At 73.8% G+C, this 18,578-nt stretch carries 16 protein-coding genes and 1 pseudogene; 8 read left to right on the top strand and 9 right to left on the bottom strand.

Annotated elements, in window-relative coordinates; all coding sequences use genetic code 11:
* The first annotated feature begins 54 nt into the window (after positions 1 to 54).
* A complete protein-coding gene (locus AVL59_RS01190) occupies positions 55 to 687 on the top strand; it encodes an RNA polymerase sigma factor (RefSeq protein WP_067299353.1) in 633 nt (210 codons plus the stop codon).
* 87 nt (positions 688 to 774) lie between these two features.
* Positions 775 to 1,593 (top strand): hypothetical protein, encoded by an 819-nt coding sequence (locus tag AVL59_RS01185; protein WP_067299352.1) that lies wholly within the window; start codon positions 775 to 777, stop codon positions 1,591 to 1,593.
* Between the two features lie 39 nt (positions 1,594 to 1,632).
* Here the strand turns inward: AVL59_RS01185 and AVL59_RS01180 are convergent, their stop codons facing one another.
* The 3 genes from AVL59_RS01180 to AVL59_RS01170 all read right to left on the bottom strand — a co-directional run bounded on the left by AVL59_RS01180 (position 1,633) and on the right by AVL59_RS01170 (position 4,944).
* Entirely contained in the window at positions 1,633 to 2,955 is a 1,323-nt protein-coding gene (locus tag AVL59_RS01180; RefSeq protein ID WP_237281408.1) for a M64 family metallopeptidase, read from the bottom strand.
* A 144-nt stretch (positions 2,956 to 3,099) separates the two neighbouring features.
* Entirely contained in the window at positions 3,100 to 4,227 is a 1,128-nt protein-coding gene (locus AVL59_RS01175) for an MFS transporter (RefSeq protein ID WP_067299351.1), read from the bottom strand.
* Between the two features lie 249 nt (positions 4,228 to 4,476).
* The gene (locus AVL59_RS01170; RefSeq protein WP_067299350.1) at positions 4,477 to 4,944 is read right to left on the bottom strand and encodes a hypothetical protein; all 468 of its coding nucleotides are present in this window, start codon (positions 4,942 to 4,944) and stop codon (positions 4,477 to 4,479) included.
* A gap of 284 nt (positions 4,945 to 5,228) precedes the next feature.
* On the opposite strand from AVL59_RS01170, the gene AVL59_RS01165 reads away from it, so the two are divergent.
* The gene (locus AVL59_RS01165; protein WP_067299349.1) at positions 5,229 to 5,741 is read left to right on the top strand and encodes a hypothetical protein; all 513 of its coding nucleotides are present in this window, start codon (positions 5,229 to 5,231) and stop codon (positions 5,739 to 5,741) included.
* Positions 5,742 to 5,743: 2 nt separating this feature from the next.
* Positions 5,744 to 6,871, top strand: coding sequence for a glycoside hydrolase family 16 protein (locus tag AVL59_RS53840; protein WP_237281407.1), 1,128 nt, complete (start codon positions 5,744 to 5,746; stop codon positions 6,869 to 6,871).
* A gap of 28 nt (positions 6,872 to 6,899) precedes the next feature.
* Here AVL59_RS53840 and AVL59_RS47320 read toward each other — a convergent pair.
* The 3 genes and pseudogenes from AVL59_RS47320 to AVL59_RS01145 form a co-directional block, all read right to left on the bottom strand.
* Positions 6,900 to 7,028, bottom strand: a pseudogene (locus AVL59_RS47320) (methyltransferase); the annotation flags it as partial.
* Positions 7,029 to 7,224: 196 nt separating this feature from the next.
* On the bottom strand, positions 7,225 to 9,681 hold the full coding sequence (locus AVL59_RS01150; protein WP_067299347.1) for an ABC transporter permease: 2,457 nt from the start codon (positions 9,679 to 9,681) through the stop codon (positions 7,225 to 7,227).
* Positions 9,681 to 10,412 carry an ABC transporter ATP-binding protein gene (locus AVL59_RS01145; RefSeq protein WP_067299346.1) on the bottom strand — a complete coding sequence of 244 codons (732 nt, stop codon included), beginning with the start codon at positions 10,410 to 10,412 and terminating at the stop codon, positions 9,681 to 9,683. Before AVL59_RS01145 ends, AVL59_RS01150 begins: the two co-directional genes overlap by 1 nt.
* 120 nt (positions 10,413 to 10,532) lie before the next feature.
* Between AVL59_RS01145 and AVL59_RS01140 the strand changes: the two genes are divergently transcribed.
* Positions 10,533 to 11,141 carry a response regulator transcription factor gene (locus AVL59_RS01140; RefSeq protein WP_237281406.1) on the top strand — a complete coding sequence of 203 codons (609 nt, stop codon included), beginning with the start codon at positions 10,533 to 10,535 and terminating at the stop codon, positions 11,139 to 11,141.
* A 121-nt stretch (positions 11,142 to 11,262) separates the two neighbouring features.
* Here the strand turns inward: AVL59_RS01140 and AVL59_RS01135 are convergent, their stop codons facing one another.
* Positions 11,263 to 13,296, bottom strand: a complete 2,034-nt coding sequence (locus AVL59_RS01135) for a sensor histidine kinase (RefSeq protein ID WP_237281405.1) — start codon at positions 13,294 to 13,296, stop codon at positions 11,263 to 11,265.
* A 155-nt stretch (positions 13,297 to 13,451) separates the two neighbouring features.
* Here AVL59_RS01135 and AVL59_RS01130 point away from each other — a divergent pair, with 155 nt between their 5' ends.
* Positions 13,452 to 14,324, top strand: a complete 873-nt coding sequence (locus AVL59_RS01130) for an NAD(P)H-binding protein (RefSeq protein ID WP_067299345.1) — start codon at positions 13,452 to 13,454, stop codon at positions 14,322 to 14,324.
* Positions 14,325 to 14,352: 28 nt separating this feature from the next.
* Here AVL59_RS01130 and AVL59_RS01125 read toward each other — a convergent pair whose 3' ends face one another.
* Positions 14,353 to 15,279 carry a helix-turn-helix domain-containing protein gene (locus AVL59_RS01125; protein WP_067299344.1) on the bottom strand — a complete coding sequence of 309 codons (927 nt, stop codon included), beginning with the start codon at positions 15,277 to 15,279 and terminating at the stop codon, positions 14,353 to 14,355.
* Between the two features lie 157 nt (positions 15,280 to 15,436).
* Here AVL59_RS01125 and AVL59_RS01120 point away from each other — a divergent pair, with 157 nt between their 5' ends.
* Together AVL59_RS01120 and AVL59_RS01115 are read left to right on the top strand one after the other, a co-directional pair.
* A complete protein-coding gene (locus tag AVL59_RS01120) occupies positions 15,437 to 16,015 on the top strand; it encodes a hypothetical protein (RefSeq protein ID WP_067299343.1) in 579 nt (192 codons plus the stop codon).
* Between the two features lie 245 nt (positions 16,016 to 16,260).
* Positions 16,261 to 17,517: a serine hydrolase domain-containing protein gene (locus AVL59_RS01115; RefSeq protein ID WP_067299342.1), complete on the top strand. Its 1,257-nt coding sequence runs from the start codon at positions 16,261 to 16,263 to the stop codon at positions 17,515 to 17,517.
* A gap of 56 nt (positions 17,518 to 17,573) precedes the next feature.
* Here the strand turns inward: AVL59_RS01115 and AVL59_RS01110 are convergent, their stop codons facing one another.
* Positions 17,574 to 18,563, bottom strand: a complete 990-nt coding sequence (locus AVL59_RS01110; protein WP_067299341.1) for an NAD-dependent epimerase/dehydratase family protein — start codon at positions 18,561 to 18,563, stop codon at positions 17,574 to 17,576.
* Positions 18,564 to 18,578: the final 15 nt, after the last annotated feature.

The raw sequence follows: 18,578 nt of genomic DNA, 5'->3' as shown, positions 1-18,578 counted from the left end.
GAGCGCGGCGGACGACACGGACTCGCCATGAACCCGGTGCGAACGAGGACAGTCTTGGGCCAAGTACGGCAACCCCGGCGCATCCAGGCATGCGACGGGGAATTGGGCGCTGCGGTCGCACGGGCCCAGGACGGCGACGAGGCCGCTTTCGCGGTGGCCTACCGGATCGTGCAGCCGGGCCTGCTCGGCTTTCTGCGCGGGCTGGTCGGCGACGACGCGGAGGACGTGGCCTCCGACGCCTGGTTGGAGATAGCCCGCGACCTCGGGCGTTTCAAGGGAGACGGGGCCGGGTTCCGCGGGTGGACCGCGACCATCGCCCGGCACCGGGCACTGGACCATCTGCGCCGCCAGCGCGCACGACCCCGGACCGGCGGGACGGAACAGGACATACTGCACCTGCCCGCACCGCACAGCACCCATGACCAGGCACTGGAGTCCCTCTCCACCGAGCAGGCCCTGGAGCTGGTCCGCGCACTGCCGCGGGACCAGGCCGAGGCGGTGCTCCTGCGGGTCGTCGTGGGCCTGGACGGCCCCGCCGCCGCACGCGCCCTCGGCAAGCGTCCGGGAGCGGTGCGCACGGCCGCCCACCGGGGCCTGAAACGCCTCGCCCGACAGCTGGGCGTCGGCGGGGAGGCGGAGGCGGGTGTGACGGATGAGGCTTCCCGAACGCTGGGGGAGTCGAAGTGAACAACGAGAGCTACGGCAGGCGGCCGGAAGGCGTCAGGCCCTGTACCTCAAACGAATCGAAACGGTCGGACGGGAACGGAAGCGGACATGGGTGAACGGCTGAGCGGCGACGGAGTTCCGGTCCGTCACCGGCATGTGCACCCTGGCGGCACCGTGTCCGACCCCTGGGACACGCACGACTCCGCCGCGCTGGAGACGGTGCTGGCCGCCGCCATCCGCGCGGAGCACCTCGACCCCGAGGCCGAGCAGCGGGCCCTGGCCGCCTTCCGGGCCGCCGCCCACGGCGACGGCGCGCGCCGGGCGCGCACCCGGCGCCGGGACGACTGGCGGCTGCCCGAGGAGCGGCGCGTCCGGCTCCCGCTGCGGATGACGTTCGGCGCGGTGTTCGCCAGCCTCGCCCTGGGCGGTGTCGCGGTCGCGGCGATCGGCTCCGTCGGCTCGTCCCACGACGGTGGCGGTGCCGACCGGGGGACCACGCGCCCGTCGGCCCTCGCCCCGGACCGGCCGGGCGGTGCGGCCTCGTCGGCGTCCCCCGGCCGCTCAGGGCCGAAGGACCGTCCCTCCCCCGCGAAGGACACCGAGGCCCACTGCCGTGCCTACGAGCAGGTCGACAAGCACGGCAAGGCACTCGACTCGACGGCCTGGCAGCGACTCGTCACGGCCGCCGGCGGAAAGGACAAGGTCGCCGCGTACTGCGCCGAGCAGCTGGCGCGGGCGAAGGCCACGCCGAACGGGCGGGCCGGCACCGGCAAACCCGGCAAGGATGCCGAGAACTCCGGCGGCGGCACGGCGGGGAACACCGGCGGCTCCGGCAACGGCACGCCCGGCGCCGCCCCGTCCCGCACGCACAACGCGACCGGGAGCGGCCGGACGGGCGACGGGAAGGGCGGCGGGAAGCACCACTAGGCCCGCACCACTAGGCCCGCGCCGCGAGGGGCCGCCGCGTCACCGCACCCGCCACGTCAGCGAGTTGGACGTCTGTGCGCGGACCGCGGGGTCCCGTACGGCCGCCGTGCGGTCGGTCACGGTCGCCGTGACCACATGGCCCCGGCCGCGGACGCCCAGCCGGTGTGGCGTCATCGACAGGGCGCCGGTGGCCGACGGCACCGGTCTGCCGTCGACGTACCAGGTCAGTTCGAGGTCGGCGAGGCCGGTCAGCGGGGCGAGGCGTACGGTGATGCGCCGCCCTTGCCCGACCGGTCGGGAGGTGGGGACCGGGGAGGTCAGCGCGTCCGCGTCGGCGTAGAAGCCGGCGATCATCGCCTCGCGCCCGACGACGTTGAAATCGGTCGAGGCCAGGGAGCGCATGATCGACGTGTCGGTCGGCCGGTAGATGCCCGTCTCGTAGTACCCCCCGCCTTCGTACGTGCCCACGACCGAGCCCGTCGGGTCCTGGGCACCGAGCCAGCGGTACCACTTCGTCGCGCCCGGATCGCGCAGGAGGGTGAGGTTGGCCGCGGCCGGTTCGTCGGCGGACGGGTAGGCGCCGTAGCCCGCGTACTGGTACTCGTCGGCCAAGTGGCCTATGGAATGGCCCAGTTCATGGGCTCCTATGAGGTACGACTTGTCGTTGTCGGACGACATCGTCGCCACGCCGTGGAAGGACGAGCCCGGCGGCAGGTCGCCGGCGGAGTAGCCCGCGCCGCCGTACTTGGCGGAGTTCGCGATGACGAAGACGATGTCGGCGTCCGGGGCCAGGGCGGCGTAGCGCGCGACCTTGTCCGTGTCGACGCACAGCAGGCGTTCGACGTCGTCGCAGAAGAAGCGGGCGCCCAGCGCGGAGTCCTTCACGACGTCGGCCGTGGGGTCGCCGGAGACGCCGGACTCCCCGGAGACGGTGTCGACCAGCCAGATGTTGAACAGACCGCGGTAGCTGCGGTACGGCTCGACGGCGAAGATGTCGTCCAGTTTCTCCTTGGCGGCCGCGGTGAACTCGCCCTGTTCGTCCGCGGTGTAGCCGTCGCCCATCACCACCAGGTCGAGCCGCCCGGTCACGGGTCCGGTCCGCTTCAGCGCCCTCACCGCCGGGGTGACGCCTCCCGGAGCCGGCGCGGGGCGGGCCGTTCGGCCCGGGGTGTCCGCCGGGACGGTCACCTGGCGGGGCTCCGCTCCGGGACCGGGGAAGTACTCGACGCGCTGGGTGTGAGCGGGAGGGCCGGCCGCCGCGGCCGGTCCCGGGCTCGCCGCGACGGCCATCGCCGCGGCGGCGAGGAAGGCGGCTGAGGCGGCGGCGATCCTGCGCGTACGCGCTCTTGCACGGTGCGGCACGGAAACCTCGCTTAAGTGTCCAGTTAAGTAGACTTAATGGAACACTTAACGTAGAGAGCCGGACAGCAACTGGCAAGACTCACAACCTGGTTGGCGATGGCGATGCGACTCAGGACCGCTGCCACGTCTCCGGGTCACCGCACTTCAGCCGCCCCGACGGACGAACGCCGCCAACGCCCCCACCCCGATGAGCATCCCGAGCGCACCGAAGCCATGGCTCAGCGTGCTGCCGGAGGCAACTGCGGCCACCAGCAACGGCCCACCCGCATCCCCGAGTTCGCGCCCCAGTTCCGCCGCGCCCATGGTCTGCCCCAACCGCTCCTGCGGGGTCGACGAGGCCAGCGCGGCGAAACCGACCGGGGTGATCAGACCCGTACCGACGCCGATCAGGGCGGCTCCGACGAGGATGCCGGTCAGCCCGGGCAGCATCGCGCAGCCCAGACCCACGGAGGTGAGCGACAGCCCCGCGGCCAGACCGGACCGAGTGGTGAGCCGTCCGTCGTCCAACGCCCGCCCGGCCCGCGGTTGGACGACGGCCGCACAGCCCGCGAGCACCGACACCGCCGCCCCGGTCGCGACCGTGCCCAGCCCGGCGGCGCGGCCGGAGACCGGAAGGAAGCCGACCCCGGCCGACAGCGCCGCGGTCGCCGCCGCGAGCGCGGCCGTCGGGGCGAGGAAGGCCGGGTCGGCCAGCCGCCGGGCCAGATCGAGCACCGTCTGCCGGGCCCTCGGCAGCGGGGGTACGACGGGCACGGCGAGCGCGGCCCAGACACCGACCGCCGCGCCGAGCACCGCGAGCACGGCGAACAGCAGCCGCAGCTGTCCGGCCCACACGAGGACACCACCCAGCAACGGACCCAGGGTGTAGCCGACGGACTTGTAGAAGCCGTAGCTGCCGAAGGCCCTGCCGTGCCCCGCGGCCGGGTTGAGCCTGGCGACCAGCGCGGAGGCCGACGGGGAGAACGCGGAGGCCGCGGCGCCCTGGCCGAGCCGTGCGGCCCAGAGCCAGCCGGGGCTGTCCGCGACGGCGTACAGCGCGGACGCGGCGGCGAAGGCGGCGAGCCCGCCGAGCAGCACGGGGCGGGCTCCGACGCGGTCGGCGAGGGTGCCGAAGAGCGGTTTGAGGACCACCTCGGCGCCGTCGTAGAGGGCGAGCAGCCCGCCCAGCACCAGCAGGGAGGTGACCGCGTCCGCGGTGTGGCCGCCGAGGTTGGCGGCGATGCCGTGCGCGCCGAAGGCGGTGGTGAACCCGGCCGCGTACAGCGGCCACATCTGCCGGGCCGGCGCCGCCCGCGCACTCACCGCTCCCCCTCCGGGGCCGCGGTCGGGCCGCCGGAGCGGCCGGATCCCCTGGCCGAGGGAGAGCGCGTCGGCCGGCGGCTCCCCGGTTCCATGGACGGCACGGAGCCGAATGTAGCAAGCGCCGCATCCGCCGTCGTACCTCACGCAATGGTCAGGCGCCGAGCGCCCCGGCGGCCAGGAGGCCGAGCAGGGCCGCCCCGGAAGAGGAGTGCGTCCGGCTCAGCCCGGCCCGCGTCGCGGTGTGACCCGCCCGGGCGAGACCCGCTCACGCTCCGCCGCCGGCGGAGGTCCGGGTACGGCGTCCTCGGCCGCCCCGAGCCCGAGCCAGGTGAGGAAGGCGAGGACGAAGAGTCCCTCGACCAGCAGCGAGAGGGGGCCGTACGGCGGCTCCCAGCCGGATTCGTGGTAGCCGTACGGCAGCCCGACGGTGCGCGAGAGCAGAAAGCCGACGATCATGCCGAGGCTGACGGCCGACCCGGTCAGCCATGCGGCGATCGGGCGTTTCAGGAGGGGGAGCGCCACGGCCACGACCAGCATGACGGCGCTCCCGACGGCGAACAGGACGCCGATGTAGAACTTCTCCTCCAGATGATCGGGCACGAGAAGCGAGTGCAGAACCGCGTTGGCAACGGCACAGCACACTCCGACTCCCGTCAGAGCGACTTCGGTGACATGGGCGGAGTTCATGGCGACTCCAGCTGTTCGGGCAACGGATGAGAGGGTCCCGGCCGGAGGGTGGCGCAATCGCCGCGGAAGGACTTGTCGCCGTGGAAGGAGTTCCTTCTGTGAGTACATACGGGCGACAGGGCCAGACGGATTGCCCGGCCGCCTGGGCTGTTGGAGTGGTCCTGCCGTGGACGGCATATGCCGCGTGACGCATCCGGGGAGTGTCGGTGTGCGGTGTCGCCGCCCCCACCTTCGCCTACGCACCCAAGAGGAGAGCACAGGTGCCTCGGATCCGGTCCTCGGTTGTGTGTCGAGTCGCTCTGGTCGCCGCGGTGTGCGCGGCCGGATCGACGCCCGCCGCAGCCGACCAGCTACGAGCCCGGCCGCACACCCTGGCCGTACGGCCGACGCCTCACCGTGCCGCCGACCCCTCCCACTCGGATCTGGGCATCGTCGGCGCCGGCATCGCCGGCGCACCGGTCGGTGGCATCACCAGGCTGCGCGTGCTCATCGCCAACTACGGGCCCGACGACACGGCTTCCACCGCCACCGTCACCGTCACCGTCCCGACCGGCGCCACGGCCATCGGGCCGTACTTCCCCTCGACCTGCACCCCCAACGCGAACGGAAGCACCGTGGTGTGCACCTTCGCGCCCGGGCTCCGGCTGCTGAAGACCGCCACCGTGCAGATCCCCGTCCTGATCCGGGCCGGCACCACGCCCGGGTCCACGCTCTCGGGCGGCAAGGTGAGCGTGACCAGCCCGGACGACACGAACCTGGGCAACAACACCACGTCCTATGTCATCGAGGTGGGCTGACGATGAGCCGCCCCGCGACCGCGCCCGTCACCCTGTCGATCCGTCATCGCGTCGGCCTCGTCGCGATGGCGATACTGCTGGCACTGATCCCCACGGGCCGCGCCTGGGCCGCGCCCACCGTCGTCCAGGACTTCCTGGGCCCCACGACCGCCTCGCTGACCACGCCGGTGACCGCGACCCTGCGGGTCCACACCACCGGAGGCTGTCTGACGGTGCAGCAGCTGGGTGTGGCGGTGCGCGACTCGGCCGGCGACAACCTCGACTTCCCCGGCGCGCGCGGCACCACGACGATCTGCGGCAACGGCCTGACCATGACCACCGGTCCGCGCACCTTCGCTCCGGGCACCTACACCGAGTTCGGCTACTACCGGACGTCCACCGGCTATCACAACCTGCCCTCCCGCACACTCACCATCACCGGCCCCCCGTCGTCCTCACCCGCCTATGGCAAGTCGCTCGCCTTCGACGAGGAGTTCAACGGCCCCCTCGCCTTCGGCAGCCGCTGGAACGGCTCCACCACCAGCGCCTACCAGTACGGCAACCACAACCCGTACGACAGCAAGCTCGACTGGCTGACCCCCCCGGCGATCACCGTGCCCGGCAGCGGCACGGCCACCTTCACCGCCACGCCCGGCAGCCACATCCTGGAGAACGGCCTGCGGTCGTGGGACACCGGGCTGCTGACCACCGAAGGCACCACACAGAACTTCCGGACCCGTACCGGCGACTACATCGAGACCCGCGTCCAACTGCCCGGCGCCGACGGCACCTGGCCCGCCAGCTGGACCTGGCTGGACGGGGACAGCGAGATCGACGGATTCGAGTACCACCCCGACAACCCGAACCTGCTGGAGATCACCAACCACGTCCGCCCGGCCGCCATCTACTACGTCAACGCCAGGACCATCTATCCCGGCGCGTGGATCACCGTGGGCGTCCGCTTCGGCGCGACCAACGACGACTGGTACATCAACGGCAGCCGGATCTACTCCGACCAGACCGGCGTCGGCACCACCTGGTCGCCCAACATCATCCTCAACCTCTCCGTCAGCGACGGGACCTACCACCCCGCACCGAGCGGCACCACCCCGATCACCTTCACCACCGACTACCTGCGCGTGTGGCGCTGAGCCCGTGCCGACGCGCCCGCCCGCCCCGCTAGGCGGTGACCAGGGCGAGAGTGAAACCGTCGTAGCCCTTGGCCCCGACGGTCTGGACGGTGGTGGCGGTGAGCCGGGGGTGCTCCGCGATCAGCTCGGTGAAGCGGCGGACACCCTGGACGCGGCCCTGCTCGCGGCCGCCGCGGACAGCGAGGCGGCCGGGCTGCCGCCGCACGCCGTCTCGGAGGCCCTCACCCTCGCCGAGGGGATCGCCCGGCCGGCCCGCACCGGAGGTGGTCCGCCGGCGGCGGCGGTCCCGGGCCGGGCAGCACGGTGACACCGTGGTCCCCGCGGCCGGTCCACCGGCCACGCGGGAGTGCCGGTCACTGCCGGCCGCCGACCGCCTCCGCGGGGCGCTGCCGCAGAGCCGCCCGGGCCGGGAGGGACGTCGCCGCGAGGGCGAGGGCGGCCGTGGGGGCCAGCACGCCGAGGTAGGTGAGCGGCGGGATGTGCGGGAGGGGCGAGCCGGTCATGCCGGTGGCGAAGGCGGTCAGGGTGAGCAGGGCGATGCCCGTGCCGAGGACGGTGGCGATCGCGAGGGCGGCGAGCGCCTCCAGCCGCAGCACGCGCAGGACCTGGCGCCTGGTGGTGCCCACCAGCCGCAGCAGGGCCAGTTCCCGGGAGCGGTCCGCGGTCGCCATGCCCAGGGTGTTGATCACGGAGATCGCGCTGAAGGCGATGATCAGGCCCATGGCCACGTAGTTCACCTCGGCGTCCGGTGCGCTCGCGGCGACGGCCCGGGCGCGGTCCATGACCGTGACGGAAGGCACCCCCGCTACCAGGGCGGACAGTTCGGCGCGGCTCAGGCCGGGGGCCGCGACGTAGAGGGTGCCCATGGGATCGTCCACGTGCGGGGCGACCAGGTCGTGGGAGAGGGTGAGGTCGCCGTAGCCCAGGCCGCGGGTGTAGAGCGCGGCGACCTTGAGGGTGGCGGGGGTTCCGTCGCCGAGGGTGAGGCTGACGGTGTCGCCCACCGAGACGCCGAGGCGGCCGGCGGCGTTCTCGCTGACCGCCATGGAGTCCTTGCCGAGACCGCGCAGGGAACCGGCGGTCACACCCAGGTCGGTCGTCCGCGTGAGGCCCTCGGTCGTCACCGCCTGTGCGGCGTACTTGGACAGGCCGACCCGTACCGAGGTGTGCAGCACCTCGGTGACGGCCTCGACGCCCGGCCTCCCGCGCAGCGACCGGGCGACCGGGCCGGGGACCTGGGGGCCGAGGACGTAGTCGGCGCGGCTGCCCGCGGCGACCTCCCGCTGGGCCGCGTGGCCCATCGTGGTCTGTGTGAAGAGGATGGTGCACGTCATCGCCACGAGCAGGCACAGGGGGGTGATGACGGACGCCAGCCGGCGGGAGCCGGTGCGCAGGTTGGCCGCGGCCAGGTGTCCGCCGACGCGGGAGGCGCGCAGCGGCACGGCGAGCAGGGCGGCGGCCGCGCGGGCCAGCGGGGGGCCGAGGAGGGACACCGCCACGGTCCACATCAGGGCGGTGACCATGACCACGGGGCTGCTGGCCGCCTCGGTGGACAGCGTCGACAGGACGAGGGTGAGGACGACGGCCCCCGCGGTGGCGAGCAGCCCGGCCACCAGCCGGGCCCAGGGCAGCCGCGCGGTCGGCAGCGCCGCCTCGCCGAGCGCCTCGGCCGGGCGCACCCGCACCGCCCGGCGGGCCGCGAGACGGGCCGCGGCCCATGCGGCCAGCATGGTGGCGAGCAGCGCGGCGAAGACGGGGAAGGGGCTGACCACCAGCCGCAGATGCTCCGGTACGGCGCCCAGTGCCACGAACCGGGAGCGCAGCCAGAAGCCCAGTCCGACGCCGGCGGCGGAGCCGGCCGCCCCCGCGGCGACGGCGATCACCAGCGCCTCGCCGCCGAGCAGCCGGCGCAGCTGCTTCGGGGTGGCCGCGACGGCGCGCAGCAGGGCGATCTCCCGCTGCCGCTGCTGGACGGAGAGTGCGAAGGTGCCGGCCACGACGAGGATCGCGACCAGGAGGGACGTGCCGCCGAGTGCTCCGCCCAGGCTGACGAGCTTGACCCGGGCCCGCTGCGCGTCGAGGAACTCGACCGCGCCGCGGGCCTCCCCGGTGTACTCCAGCGCCCCGGTGCCGCGCAGGGCGGCGGCCACCTCGGGCCGCTCCCCCGGCTTCGGGAACACCCCGATGGCGCTGACCTGACCCGGGCGGCCCGCGAGTCGGCGTGCCTCGGCCGGGGCGAAGAAGAGGGTGTCCTGGCCGGGCAGGGCCTGCCGGGTGACGCCAGAGACCCGGTAGGCGGCGGGGCCCGCCGGGGTGAGCACGGACAGCCGGGTGCCCACGCGGGCGCCCGAGCGGGCGTCGACGACCACCTCGCCGCCGGTCCTCGGGGCGTGACCGGAGGCCAGGGTGAAGGGGGTGAGTGCCGCCGAGTCCCAGCCGTGGCCCTGCGCCCGGCCGCCGCCGGTGCCGACGGGGAAGGTCACCTCGGCGACCGCCTCGCGCACACCGGGGGTCCGGCGCAGCTTCGCCGTCAACGACGCGGGGATCCAGGCGCGTTCGGCGATCGGCTTCGCCTTGTGCTTCGTCTTGCCGTTGGACTTGTGGACGGTGCGGTGCACGTACTGGTCCCCGGCCACGAGGAGGGGGGCACCGGCGTAGCGCTCGGGTGCGACCCGGCCGCGCAGCCCGGTCTCCAGCAGCATCCCGCAGGCGGTGATCAGCGCGGCGGCGCACAGCAGGGTGACGAACGCGCCCGCGAAGGCGGCCTTGCGGTGGCGCAGGGTCTTCAGTGCGAGGGTCAGCACGGCCATCACTTCCACGCTCCCAGCCGGGTCATCCGTTCGGCGATCTTGTCGGAGGAAGGACCGCTCATCCGGTCCACGATGCGGCCGTCGGCCAGGAACAGGACGGTGTCCGCGTAGGAGGCCGCCACCGGGTCGTGCGTCACCATGACCACCGTCTGGCCCATGTCGTCGACCGTCTCCCGCAGCAGGGCCAGGACATCGCGGGCGGTCATCGTGTCGAGTGCTCCGGTCGGTTCGTCACCGAAGATCACCTCGGGCCGGGCGGCCAGGGCACGGGCGAGGGCGACGCGTTGCTGCTGGCCGCCGGAGAGCTGGGCCGGGCGGCGGTTCGTACGGCCTTCGAGACCCACTCGCCGCACGATCTCGCCGAGCCAGGCCCGGTCCGGGCGGACACCGGCCAGGCGCAGCGGCAGGGTGATGTTCTCCTGGGCCGTCAGCGAGGGGACGAGGTTGAACGCCTGGAAGACGAACCCGACCCGCTGCCGGCGCAGACGGGTCAGCTTCGTCTCGTTCATCCCGGTCAGATCCGTCCCGCCGAGACGGACGGTGCCCGACGTGGGGGTGTCGAGGCCGGCGGCGCACTGCAGGAACGTGCTCTTGCCCGATCCCGAGGGGCCCATCACCGCGGTGAAGCTGCCCCGCGGAATGCTCACCGAGACCTCACGGAGCGCGGCGACGGCCCCCTGCCCCTTGCCGTAGACCTTGCTGACCGCGTCCAACCGCACTGTGTCATCCATGGCTTCCAGCCTGCCGAGCGGAAACGAGGCGGCCCATGGACGGCGTCATGACCGCAGCATGACCTCGTCATGAGCCGGACGAACCGGACACGGCGCGGCCCAACTGGTATATGTGGCCGGGTGATACGGGTGCTTCTGGCGGAGGATCAGCACATCATCAGGGGGGCGCTGGCGGCGCTGCTCGGCCTGGAGGAGGATTTCGAGGTCGTCGCCGACGTCGGCTCAGGCGCCGCGGCCGTGGACGCGGCCCGGGTCCACGAGCCGGACGTGGCCGTGCTCGACATCGACATGCCGGGCGCGCTGGACGGGCTGGACGCGGCGGCCGTACTGCGCGAGAAGCTGCCGGGCTGCCGGGTGCTGATGCTCACCGCGTACGGCAAACCCGGGCATCTGCGCCGGGCGCTGGGTGCGGGGGTGGACGGGTACGTGCTGAAGACCGCGCCGCCGGAGGAACTGGTCGCCGCCGTGCGGAAGGTGGCGGCGGGCGAGCGGGTGCTCGACCCCTCGCTCGCGGTCACCGCGTGGGACCTGGCCGACAATCCGCTCACCCCGCGCGAGACCGAGGTGCTCCGGCTGGTGGCGGCGGGCGCGGAGGCCACCGAGATCGCTCGACAGGTCCACCTCACGGCGGGCACGGTCCGCAACTACCTGACGGCCGTCGTCACCAAGCTCAACGCCCGCAACCGCACGGACGCGGTCCGGATCGCGACGGAGGCGGGCTGGATCTAGGACTGTTCGCGGTGCGGCAGCGCCCCGAAAGGGCGCGGACGAATCGATGCGCGGCTCCGTCACACGGTCGCGACCGGCCACGACGAATCCGCGGATGACGTACCGGTCCTCCGGCGGAGCGCTACGGTATCCACGCGACCAGCTCGAACCAGCCGTCGCCGGACGCGATGACGGTCAGTTTCCCGTCCAGCGCCGCGAGCCGGGTCGTCAGGTTGCCGATCCCCGAGGATCCCCTGCGGCCGCGCGGGCCACGCGCCCCGTCGTTGCGCACCCGAAGCCGCGTCCCGCCGTCCTCCATCACCGTCGAGATCACGCAGGACCGGGCGGCACTGTGCCGCAGCACATTGGTGACCGCCTCCCGCAGCACCGCGCTCAGCGCGGTCTCGGCCGGGGCCGAGAGGCCGTCGTGGGCGAGCGACACCTCGGCGTCGATGCCCGCGGCGGCCAGGACCGCGCGCACCGAGGCCGCCTCCGCGGTCAGTGACATCCGGCCCGTGCCGCCGGTGGCCGCCCGCAGGTCGGCCTCGCCGCGTTCGGCCATGGCCAGGACGTCCGCCAGGACGGCGGGGACCCGCTCGGGCGGCAGCCTGCGGGCCAGCTCGCAGGTCAGAAGCATGCCGGCCAGGCTGTGGCCGAGCAGGTCGTGCAGGTCGCGGGCCGCGCGCAGGCGTTCCTCGACGACCGCCGCGCGGGCCAGCCGCCGCTGCGCCTCCCTGAGTTCGTTCACGATCTGGGCGAGCCGCAGCAGCCCGTACACGACGAGCCCGGTGACCACGGCGCTCAGGGTGTAGTTGACCGTCGTCGCGACCGGCAGCCGCAGCCACGTCCCGATCAGCGCGACGCTCGCCGTGACACAGCCGACCAGCGGCCAGCCCACCCGGCGGCCGAACGCGAGCGGCAGCGGTCCGGCGAGGAACCCGGCGGCCCCCATCCAGGCGCGGCCGAACGCGAGGAGGGGCAGATACGTGCACAGCGCCATCACCGCGAGGGCCACCATGTGCCGTCCGCGGACCGAGCGGACCTGCAGCGCGATCACCAGGGCCATACAGGCGGCGGCGGGCAGGACGAGGTCGCCGGGGACGAGCAGCAGGCTCTTGAGCGAGAACCCGACCAGCACGGTGACCAGCAGGGCGACGGAGAGCACATGGGCGTACCGGTCGCCGGCCGGCTCCGGGGGCCGCGCCGCATCGGGCAGTTCGGCCTCCACGACGTGCCGCCCTTCGGGGGTGAGCCCGGTGGTCAGCGTGCCGCCCGCGTCGGCGATCCGGTCGGGCAGGGCGCCGAGGCTCTCGTCCTCGGCCGTCCGCGCCCCGTCGCTGACGACGCGCAGCCGTATCCGTCCCCGCTCGGCGGCCGTCTCGATCAGGCAGCCGGTGGCCGTGCCACGGCGCACGAGGTCGGTCACCGCCTCACGCAGCACGTCCGCGAGCAACGTGCCCGCCGGGCCCAGGGGTTCGGTGTGCCCGGTGCGCACCTCCACGGGTATCCCGGCGGTGGTCAGCAGGGCCCGCGCCGCGGTCGCCTCGGGCGCCAGCGACAGGGAGCGGAAGGAGGCGGCGGAGCGCCGGGCGTCGGCGAGGCAGTCGCGTGCCGAGCGGGTGACACTCGCGAGCAGCCGCTCGGCCCGCTCCGGCTTCGCCAGGGCCGCCCGTACACCGGTGGTGATCTCGGCGAGGCCGCGCCCGAGGCCCTCGCTCAGCTCACCGGCGATCCGCAGCCGCTCCTCGGCGACGGCGGCGGCCGTCAGGCCCAGCCGGGCGGTGTGGAGTTCGTCCGCGCGCTCGGTGAGCCGGGTCAGGCCGTAGATCACCAGGCTCATGAGCACCATGCTGATGGCCGAGTCCAGGGGCCCGGTGACCGCCGCGCCCGCGGCGACCGGTATCGCCAGGGGCCATGCGGGGGTCAGCAGCAGCGAACCGCCGAGAAAGCCGAGGATGCCCACGGAGGCACCGGTGACGTACACCGCCGCGTAGCAGGCCGCCGCCTGGGCGGCGAGCGGCCACGCCCGTCCGGGCACCCGGCGCCGCAGAGCGGGCAGGACGTGGAAGAGCTGGAGTCCGAACACGGCCGGCGCGAGCACCGATCCCGCGACGAGATAGACGCTCGCGAAGGCGGCCAGGACCACCACGGTGACGCCCCGCGCCGAACCGGACACCAGACCTCCCCCGTCAGCAGTGTCCCGACGCCCGTGATCCTATGCGAGCGCGGCTCGGCGGCCGGTGCGGCCGAACGGCGGCGGCTTGATCCGCCAACTCCCCGGTGTCATTGTCTCGTTGGGGGACGAGGCCACTCGAGCCACAGGGGGAATTCATGATCGTCGTCACCGGAGCCACCGGCACCGTCGGGTCGGAGGTCGTCAGCGGGCTGCTCGGGCGCGGGGAGGAGGTCCGGGCGCTGGTGCGTGCCGGGTCGGCCGTACCGGCGGCATGGGGTCCGCGGGTCGAGGCGGTCGCCGCCGACTTCGCGGATCCGGACTCGCTGGACGCGGCCCTCGCCGGGGCCGACGCGGTGTACCTGCTCGTGGCGGTCCATCCGGAGATGGGGACCCACGAGAAGAACGTCGTCGACGCCGCCGTCCGCACCGGGCGGCGGCCCCGCGTCGTGCTGCACGCGGCCGCCGGGCTCGGGCAACGGCCCGACGGCGTACGGTTCCTGGCCGCCCACGCCGCCGGATTCGACCGTCTGGCCGCCACCGGACTGCCGTGGACGGTGCTGGCACCGAACGGGTTCTTCCAGAACTTCCTGGGCATGGCGGAGGCGGTGCGCGGCGGTCATCTGGCCCTGCCGGGCGGCACGGGCGCGGTGTCGTACGTCGATGCGCGCGATGTCGCGGCCGCGGCCGTGGAGGTGCTGACCGGGGACGGGCACGAGGGCGCGGTGTACACCCTGACCGGTCCCGAGGCCCTGTCCCACGAGGAGATCGCCGGGCGGCTCGGCGCCGCCGTCGGGCACCCGGTGACGTACACCGCCACGGAACCCGACGCCGCGCTCGCCGGGATGCTCGCCGCGGACTGGGACCCGTGGCGGGCGGCGGGTCTGGTCGAGCTGTACGGGCTCTACGCGGCCGGCGGCGCGGCCGGCGTCACCAGCGACGTGGAGAAGCTGACGGGCGGGGCCGCCCGGTCGTTCACCGGGTTCACCGCCGAGTTCGCGGGCGTCCTGGGCGGCGAGCCGGGCCGCTGAGCGGAGCGCGTCGCCGGGCGGCCGCCCGTCACAGCCAGCCGCGCTCCACCGCGCGCAGGGCCGCCTGGAAGCGGGTGGTGGCGCCGAGGCGGCTCATCAGGTCGGCCACGTGGGCACGGTACTTGCGCAGGGACATGTTCAGCTCGCGGGCGGCGGTCTCGTCCTTGCCGTAGGCGGCCAGGGCGCGCAGGACCCGCGCCTCGGTCGCCGAGAGGTCGAGCGCGTCGAGGTCGGCGGCGCGCGACCACAGTGCCTCGTACAGATTGACGAGCGCGGCCACGATGCCCGGCTGGCGGATCATCAGCACGGCGGCGTCCGGCTCGTCCGGGTCGACCAGCACGAAGGCGATCCGCCGGTCGATGACGAGCAGGGGGAGGAACGGTTCGGCCGTCACCCGGTGCAGGTCCCCCGACCCGTGCATGAGCCGGGCGTAGGCCATCTCCTCGGGCAGGTCGAGGGTCGTCGCGCCGACCAGGGTCCGGCTGGTCATGCCGTCGGTCAGCCGACGGCGGAAGGTGCGCGCGGCCTCCTCCGAGTGGCCCGGCGAGCGCGGCAGACGCTTGGCGTTCATCGTCTCGGCGCGGTCGGGCAGCGCGTCGACCCGGAGGTTGACCTCCGAACTGTGTTCCAGGCGTTCCACGAGTTCGACGGGCCGGCCGCGGCGCGCTTCCTCGGCCAGGTCGCGCACCACGTCGAAGACCCCGTCGAGCCGGGCCAGTTCGCGTGAGGTGCGCTCCACCTGGCGGCGGAGGAGCAGGTCGACGACGGCGGCGGGCGGCAGCGGGACCAGATGGCCGTCGACCACCCCCAGCGCCCGCAGCTCGTCGAGGACCGCGCTCGGACGGGGTACGCCCAGCTCCGCCTCGGCCGTCCCGGCGTCGAATCGCCGGGTGCGCAGGAGATGGCGGTAGACCAGTTCCTGATCGCGCGTCAGTCCCAGGCTCTGCAGACTCATGGCACCCCCGTACCGTGCAACTTCCTGCCGCAGAGTCTTGCATCTTCTCCCCGTGGCGGTGCGCACTGCGGAACGGCAGTCTGGGGGCGCCGGGCCGAAGGGGGGCCGTCGCTTCCGGCATCCGTGACCCGGCACGACCACAAGGGGGAAACCACTCATGGGTTACGTCCGCAGCTTCGTCCCATGGATCGCCGTCGCCGTACTGACCGGCTCGGTCGACATCCGCTGGGCCGTGCTCACGGGCCTCGTCCTGGCCGTCGGCCTCGTGGCGGTCCAGCGTCGCGCGGGCCGCGGCTGGGACGCGCAGGTGATCGAGTGCAGTGCCGCGCTGTTCTTCGCCGTCTACGCGGCCGCCGCGTTCACCGCGCCCGGCTCGGCCGCCGTCGCCCACTACGGATCGCCGCTCTCCTCGGTGTGGCTCGCCGCCACCGCCTGGGGTTCGCTCGCGCTCGGCCGCCCCTTCACGCTCGGCATCGCCCGCACCCAGGTGCCCGAACACGTGTGGAACAGCCCACTGTTCGTACGCGTCAACCGTGTCATCACCGCCGTGTGGGCCGTCGCGTTCACCGTCAGCGGCGCCGGCGGCGCGCTGCTGCGCCACTACCGCCCGGACGACGGCACGGCCCGTACGCTGCTCACGGTCGCCGCGTTCGTCGTACCGGTCCTGTTCACCGTGCGCTACCCCGAGACCGTCCGCGGCCGGCACACCGCGCCGCGGGCCGAGGCCGCGAAGTGACCCCTCCGGTCACGGAGACACCGGCCGCGCCGGTACCCGGACCGGAAGGCCTGCTCTCTCGTCGGTGACGGCGGCGCTCTTCGGCACCCCTGAGGTGGGATCCAGGAGGGCGCTGTCGGGGTCCGGTCAGGGTCTGCTCAGGGGCGTTCCCTGATGAGCGGGGTCACTGGTGCGCAGGAGACTCGTGGGCAGGGCCGGTCGCTGCCGGTCCGACCACCACTTTCACGCTCACGGGGGAGACCGTCGTGAACCGCACCGTCCGTCCCAGTCGTTGGACCGCCATGGCCGCCTCCGGCGCCGTCCTGGTCGCCCTGGCCGCGGGCATGGCCGCCCCGGCCTCCGCCGCCACCCCGGCCGCCGCGCGCCCCGCGGCCGCTGCCGCCACCGCGCCGCTGCCCGCCCTCGACCCGGCCGCGCTGCGGGCGGCCATCGGCGGCCTGCCGAACGCGGACGTCACGGGCGCGCTGCTCCGGATCACCGGCAGCGCGGGCCACTGGTCGGGGACCTCGGGCGTGGGCGACCTGGAGACCGGTGAGGGTGTTCCGCGCGATGCGCACATCCGGATCGGCAGCATCTCCAAGGTCTTCACCGCCACCCTGGTCCTGCAGCTCGCCGCCGAGCACCGGATCGACCTGGACACGCCCGTCCAGCAGTACCTGCCGGGCGTCCTGCCCGCCGGCATCCCTCCCGTCACCGTCGGCCAGCTGCTCGACCACACCAGCGGCCTGCCGCGTGGCGCCGACACCCCGGACTTCGGCGACGGCAGCCCGGAATGGTTCGCCGCGAACCGCCTGAAGAGCTTCACCCCGCAGCGGGTGATCGACCTGATGGCGGGCCAGCCGATGGAGTTCGCGCCGGGCACCGCGCAGCAGTACAACGGGGAGAACTACTACGTCGCGGGCCTGCTGGTCGAGAAGATCACCGGCCACAGCTTCGCCCACGAGGTGCGGTCCCGCATCACCCGGCCCCTCGGCCTGCACGACACCTACGTCCCCGACGCCGACGACCCGCGCCTGCCGGCCCCGCACTCGCACGGCTATCTGACGGTCAAGGCGGCGGACGGCACCACACACCCTGCGGACGTCAGCGAGCAGAGCCCCTGGCCCTGGGCCGAGGGCGGCATGATCTCCACTCCGGCCGACCTCGACCATTTCATCACCGCGCTCTTCCGCGGCCGTCTGCTCCCGCCGGCCCAGCAGGAGAAGCTCTTCACCGTCCCCGACGTGCCGAGCTTCCACAGCAGCCAGTGCCGCACCGAGTCCGACGCGGGCCGGGCCTGCATGAGCATGGGCATCATGCGGGTCAAGGCCGCCAACGGCGTGGAGGTCTGGGGCAAGACCGGCTCCCGCCCCGGCTACACCAGCGGCGTCTTCGCCACCCGCGACCTCTCCCGCAAGATCGTCTACTCGCTCAACCCGACCAACCTGAACGGCACGGAGCAGCGGTACACCCTGCAGATAGCGGCGGCTTCCTTCGGACGCCTGGTCCCGGCCGGCGGCTGAGGGCTGTACCGCTGGAGGGCACGGGCCGGAACAAGAACGGTAAGTGCGGTTGCGGATCAACGAGTTCGCGCGAACTCCTCCATCCCCTCCTCGAATTCCACCTCCGTCTTCCACCCCAGCTCCCTCCGCAGCCGCGACGAGTCCGCCGTGATGTGCCGTACGTCGCCGAGGCGGTACTCGCCGGTGATGAGCGGTTCGGGGCCGCCGTACGCGGCGGACAGGGCGCGGGCCAGGTCGCCGACCGTGTGGGGGGTGCCGCTGCCGGTGTTGTACGCGGTGAGGGTGCCGGGACGCGGCTCGGCCTCCAGCGCGGTGACGTTGGCGGCGGCCACGTCGCGTACGTGGACGAAGTCGCGGCGCTGGCGGCCGTCCTCGAACACGCGCGGGGCCTCGCCGCGTTCCAGGGCCGAGCGGAAGAAGGAGGCGACTCCGGCGTACGGGGTGTCGCGGGGCATCCGGGGGCCGTACACGTTGTGGTAGCGCAGGGAGATCGCCGTACCGTCCGTCGAGCGGGCCCAGGCTGCCGACAGGTGCTCCTGGGCGAGCTTGGTGGTGGCGTAGACGTTGCGCGGATCGGTCGGGGCGTCCTCGTCGACCAGGCCGGGGGACAGCGGTGCGCCGCACGCGGGACAACCCGGCTCGAAGCGGCCCGCGTTCAGGTCCGTCACCGCGCGCGGGCCGGGGCGTACGACGCCGTGGGCGGGGCACTCGTAGCGGCCCTCCCCGTAGACCACCATCGACCCGGCCAGCACCAGGCGCCGTACACCCGCCTCGGCCATCGCGGCGAGCAGGACGGCGGTGCCCAGGTCGTTGCGGGAGACGTACTCGGCCGCGTCCGCGACGCCGTTGCCGAGGCCCACCATGGCCGCCTGGTGACAGACCGCGTCCACGCCGGCCAGGGCGGCGGCGACGGCCGAGGGGTTGCGCACGTCGGCGCCGGGGGCGTCCCGGACGTCGTACACGACCGGCTCGTGGCCGCGCGCCCGCAGGGCGTCCACGACATGGGACCCGATGAATCCGGCACCGCCGGTGACCAGTACACGCATACGGCCACGCTAGGT

The sequence above is a fragment of the Streptomyces griseochromogenes genome, assembly GCF_001542625.1.
In the GTDB taxonomy this organism is placed as follows: Bacteria; Actinomycetota; Actinomycetes; order Streptomycetales; family Streptomycetaceae; genus Streptomyces; species Streptomyces griseochromogenes.
Note: the sequence above shows the minus strand (reverse complement) of the source record. Positions and strands in the feature narration are given on the sequence as shown.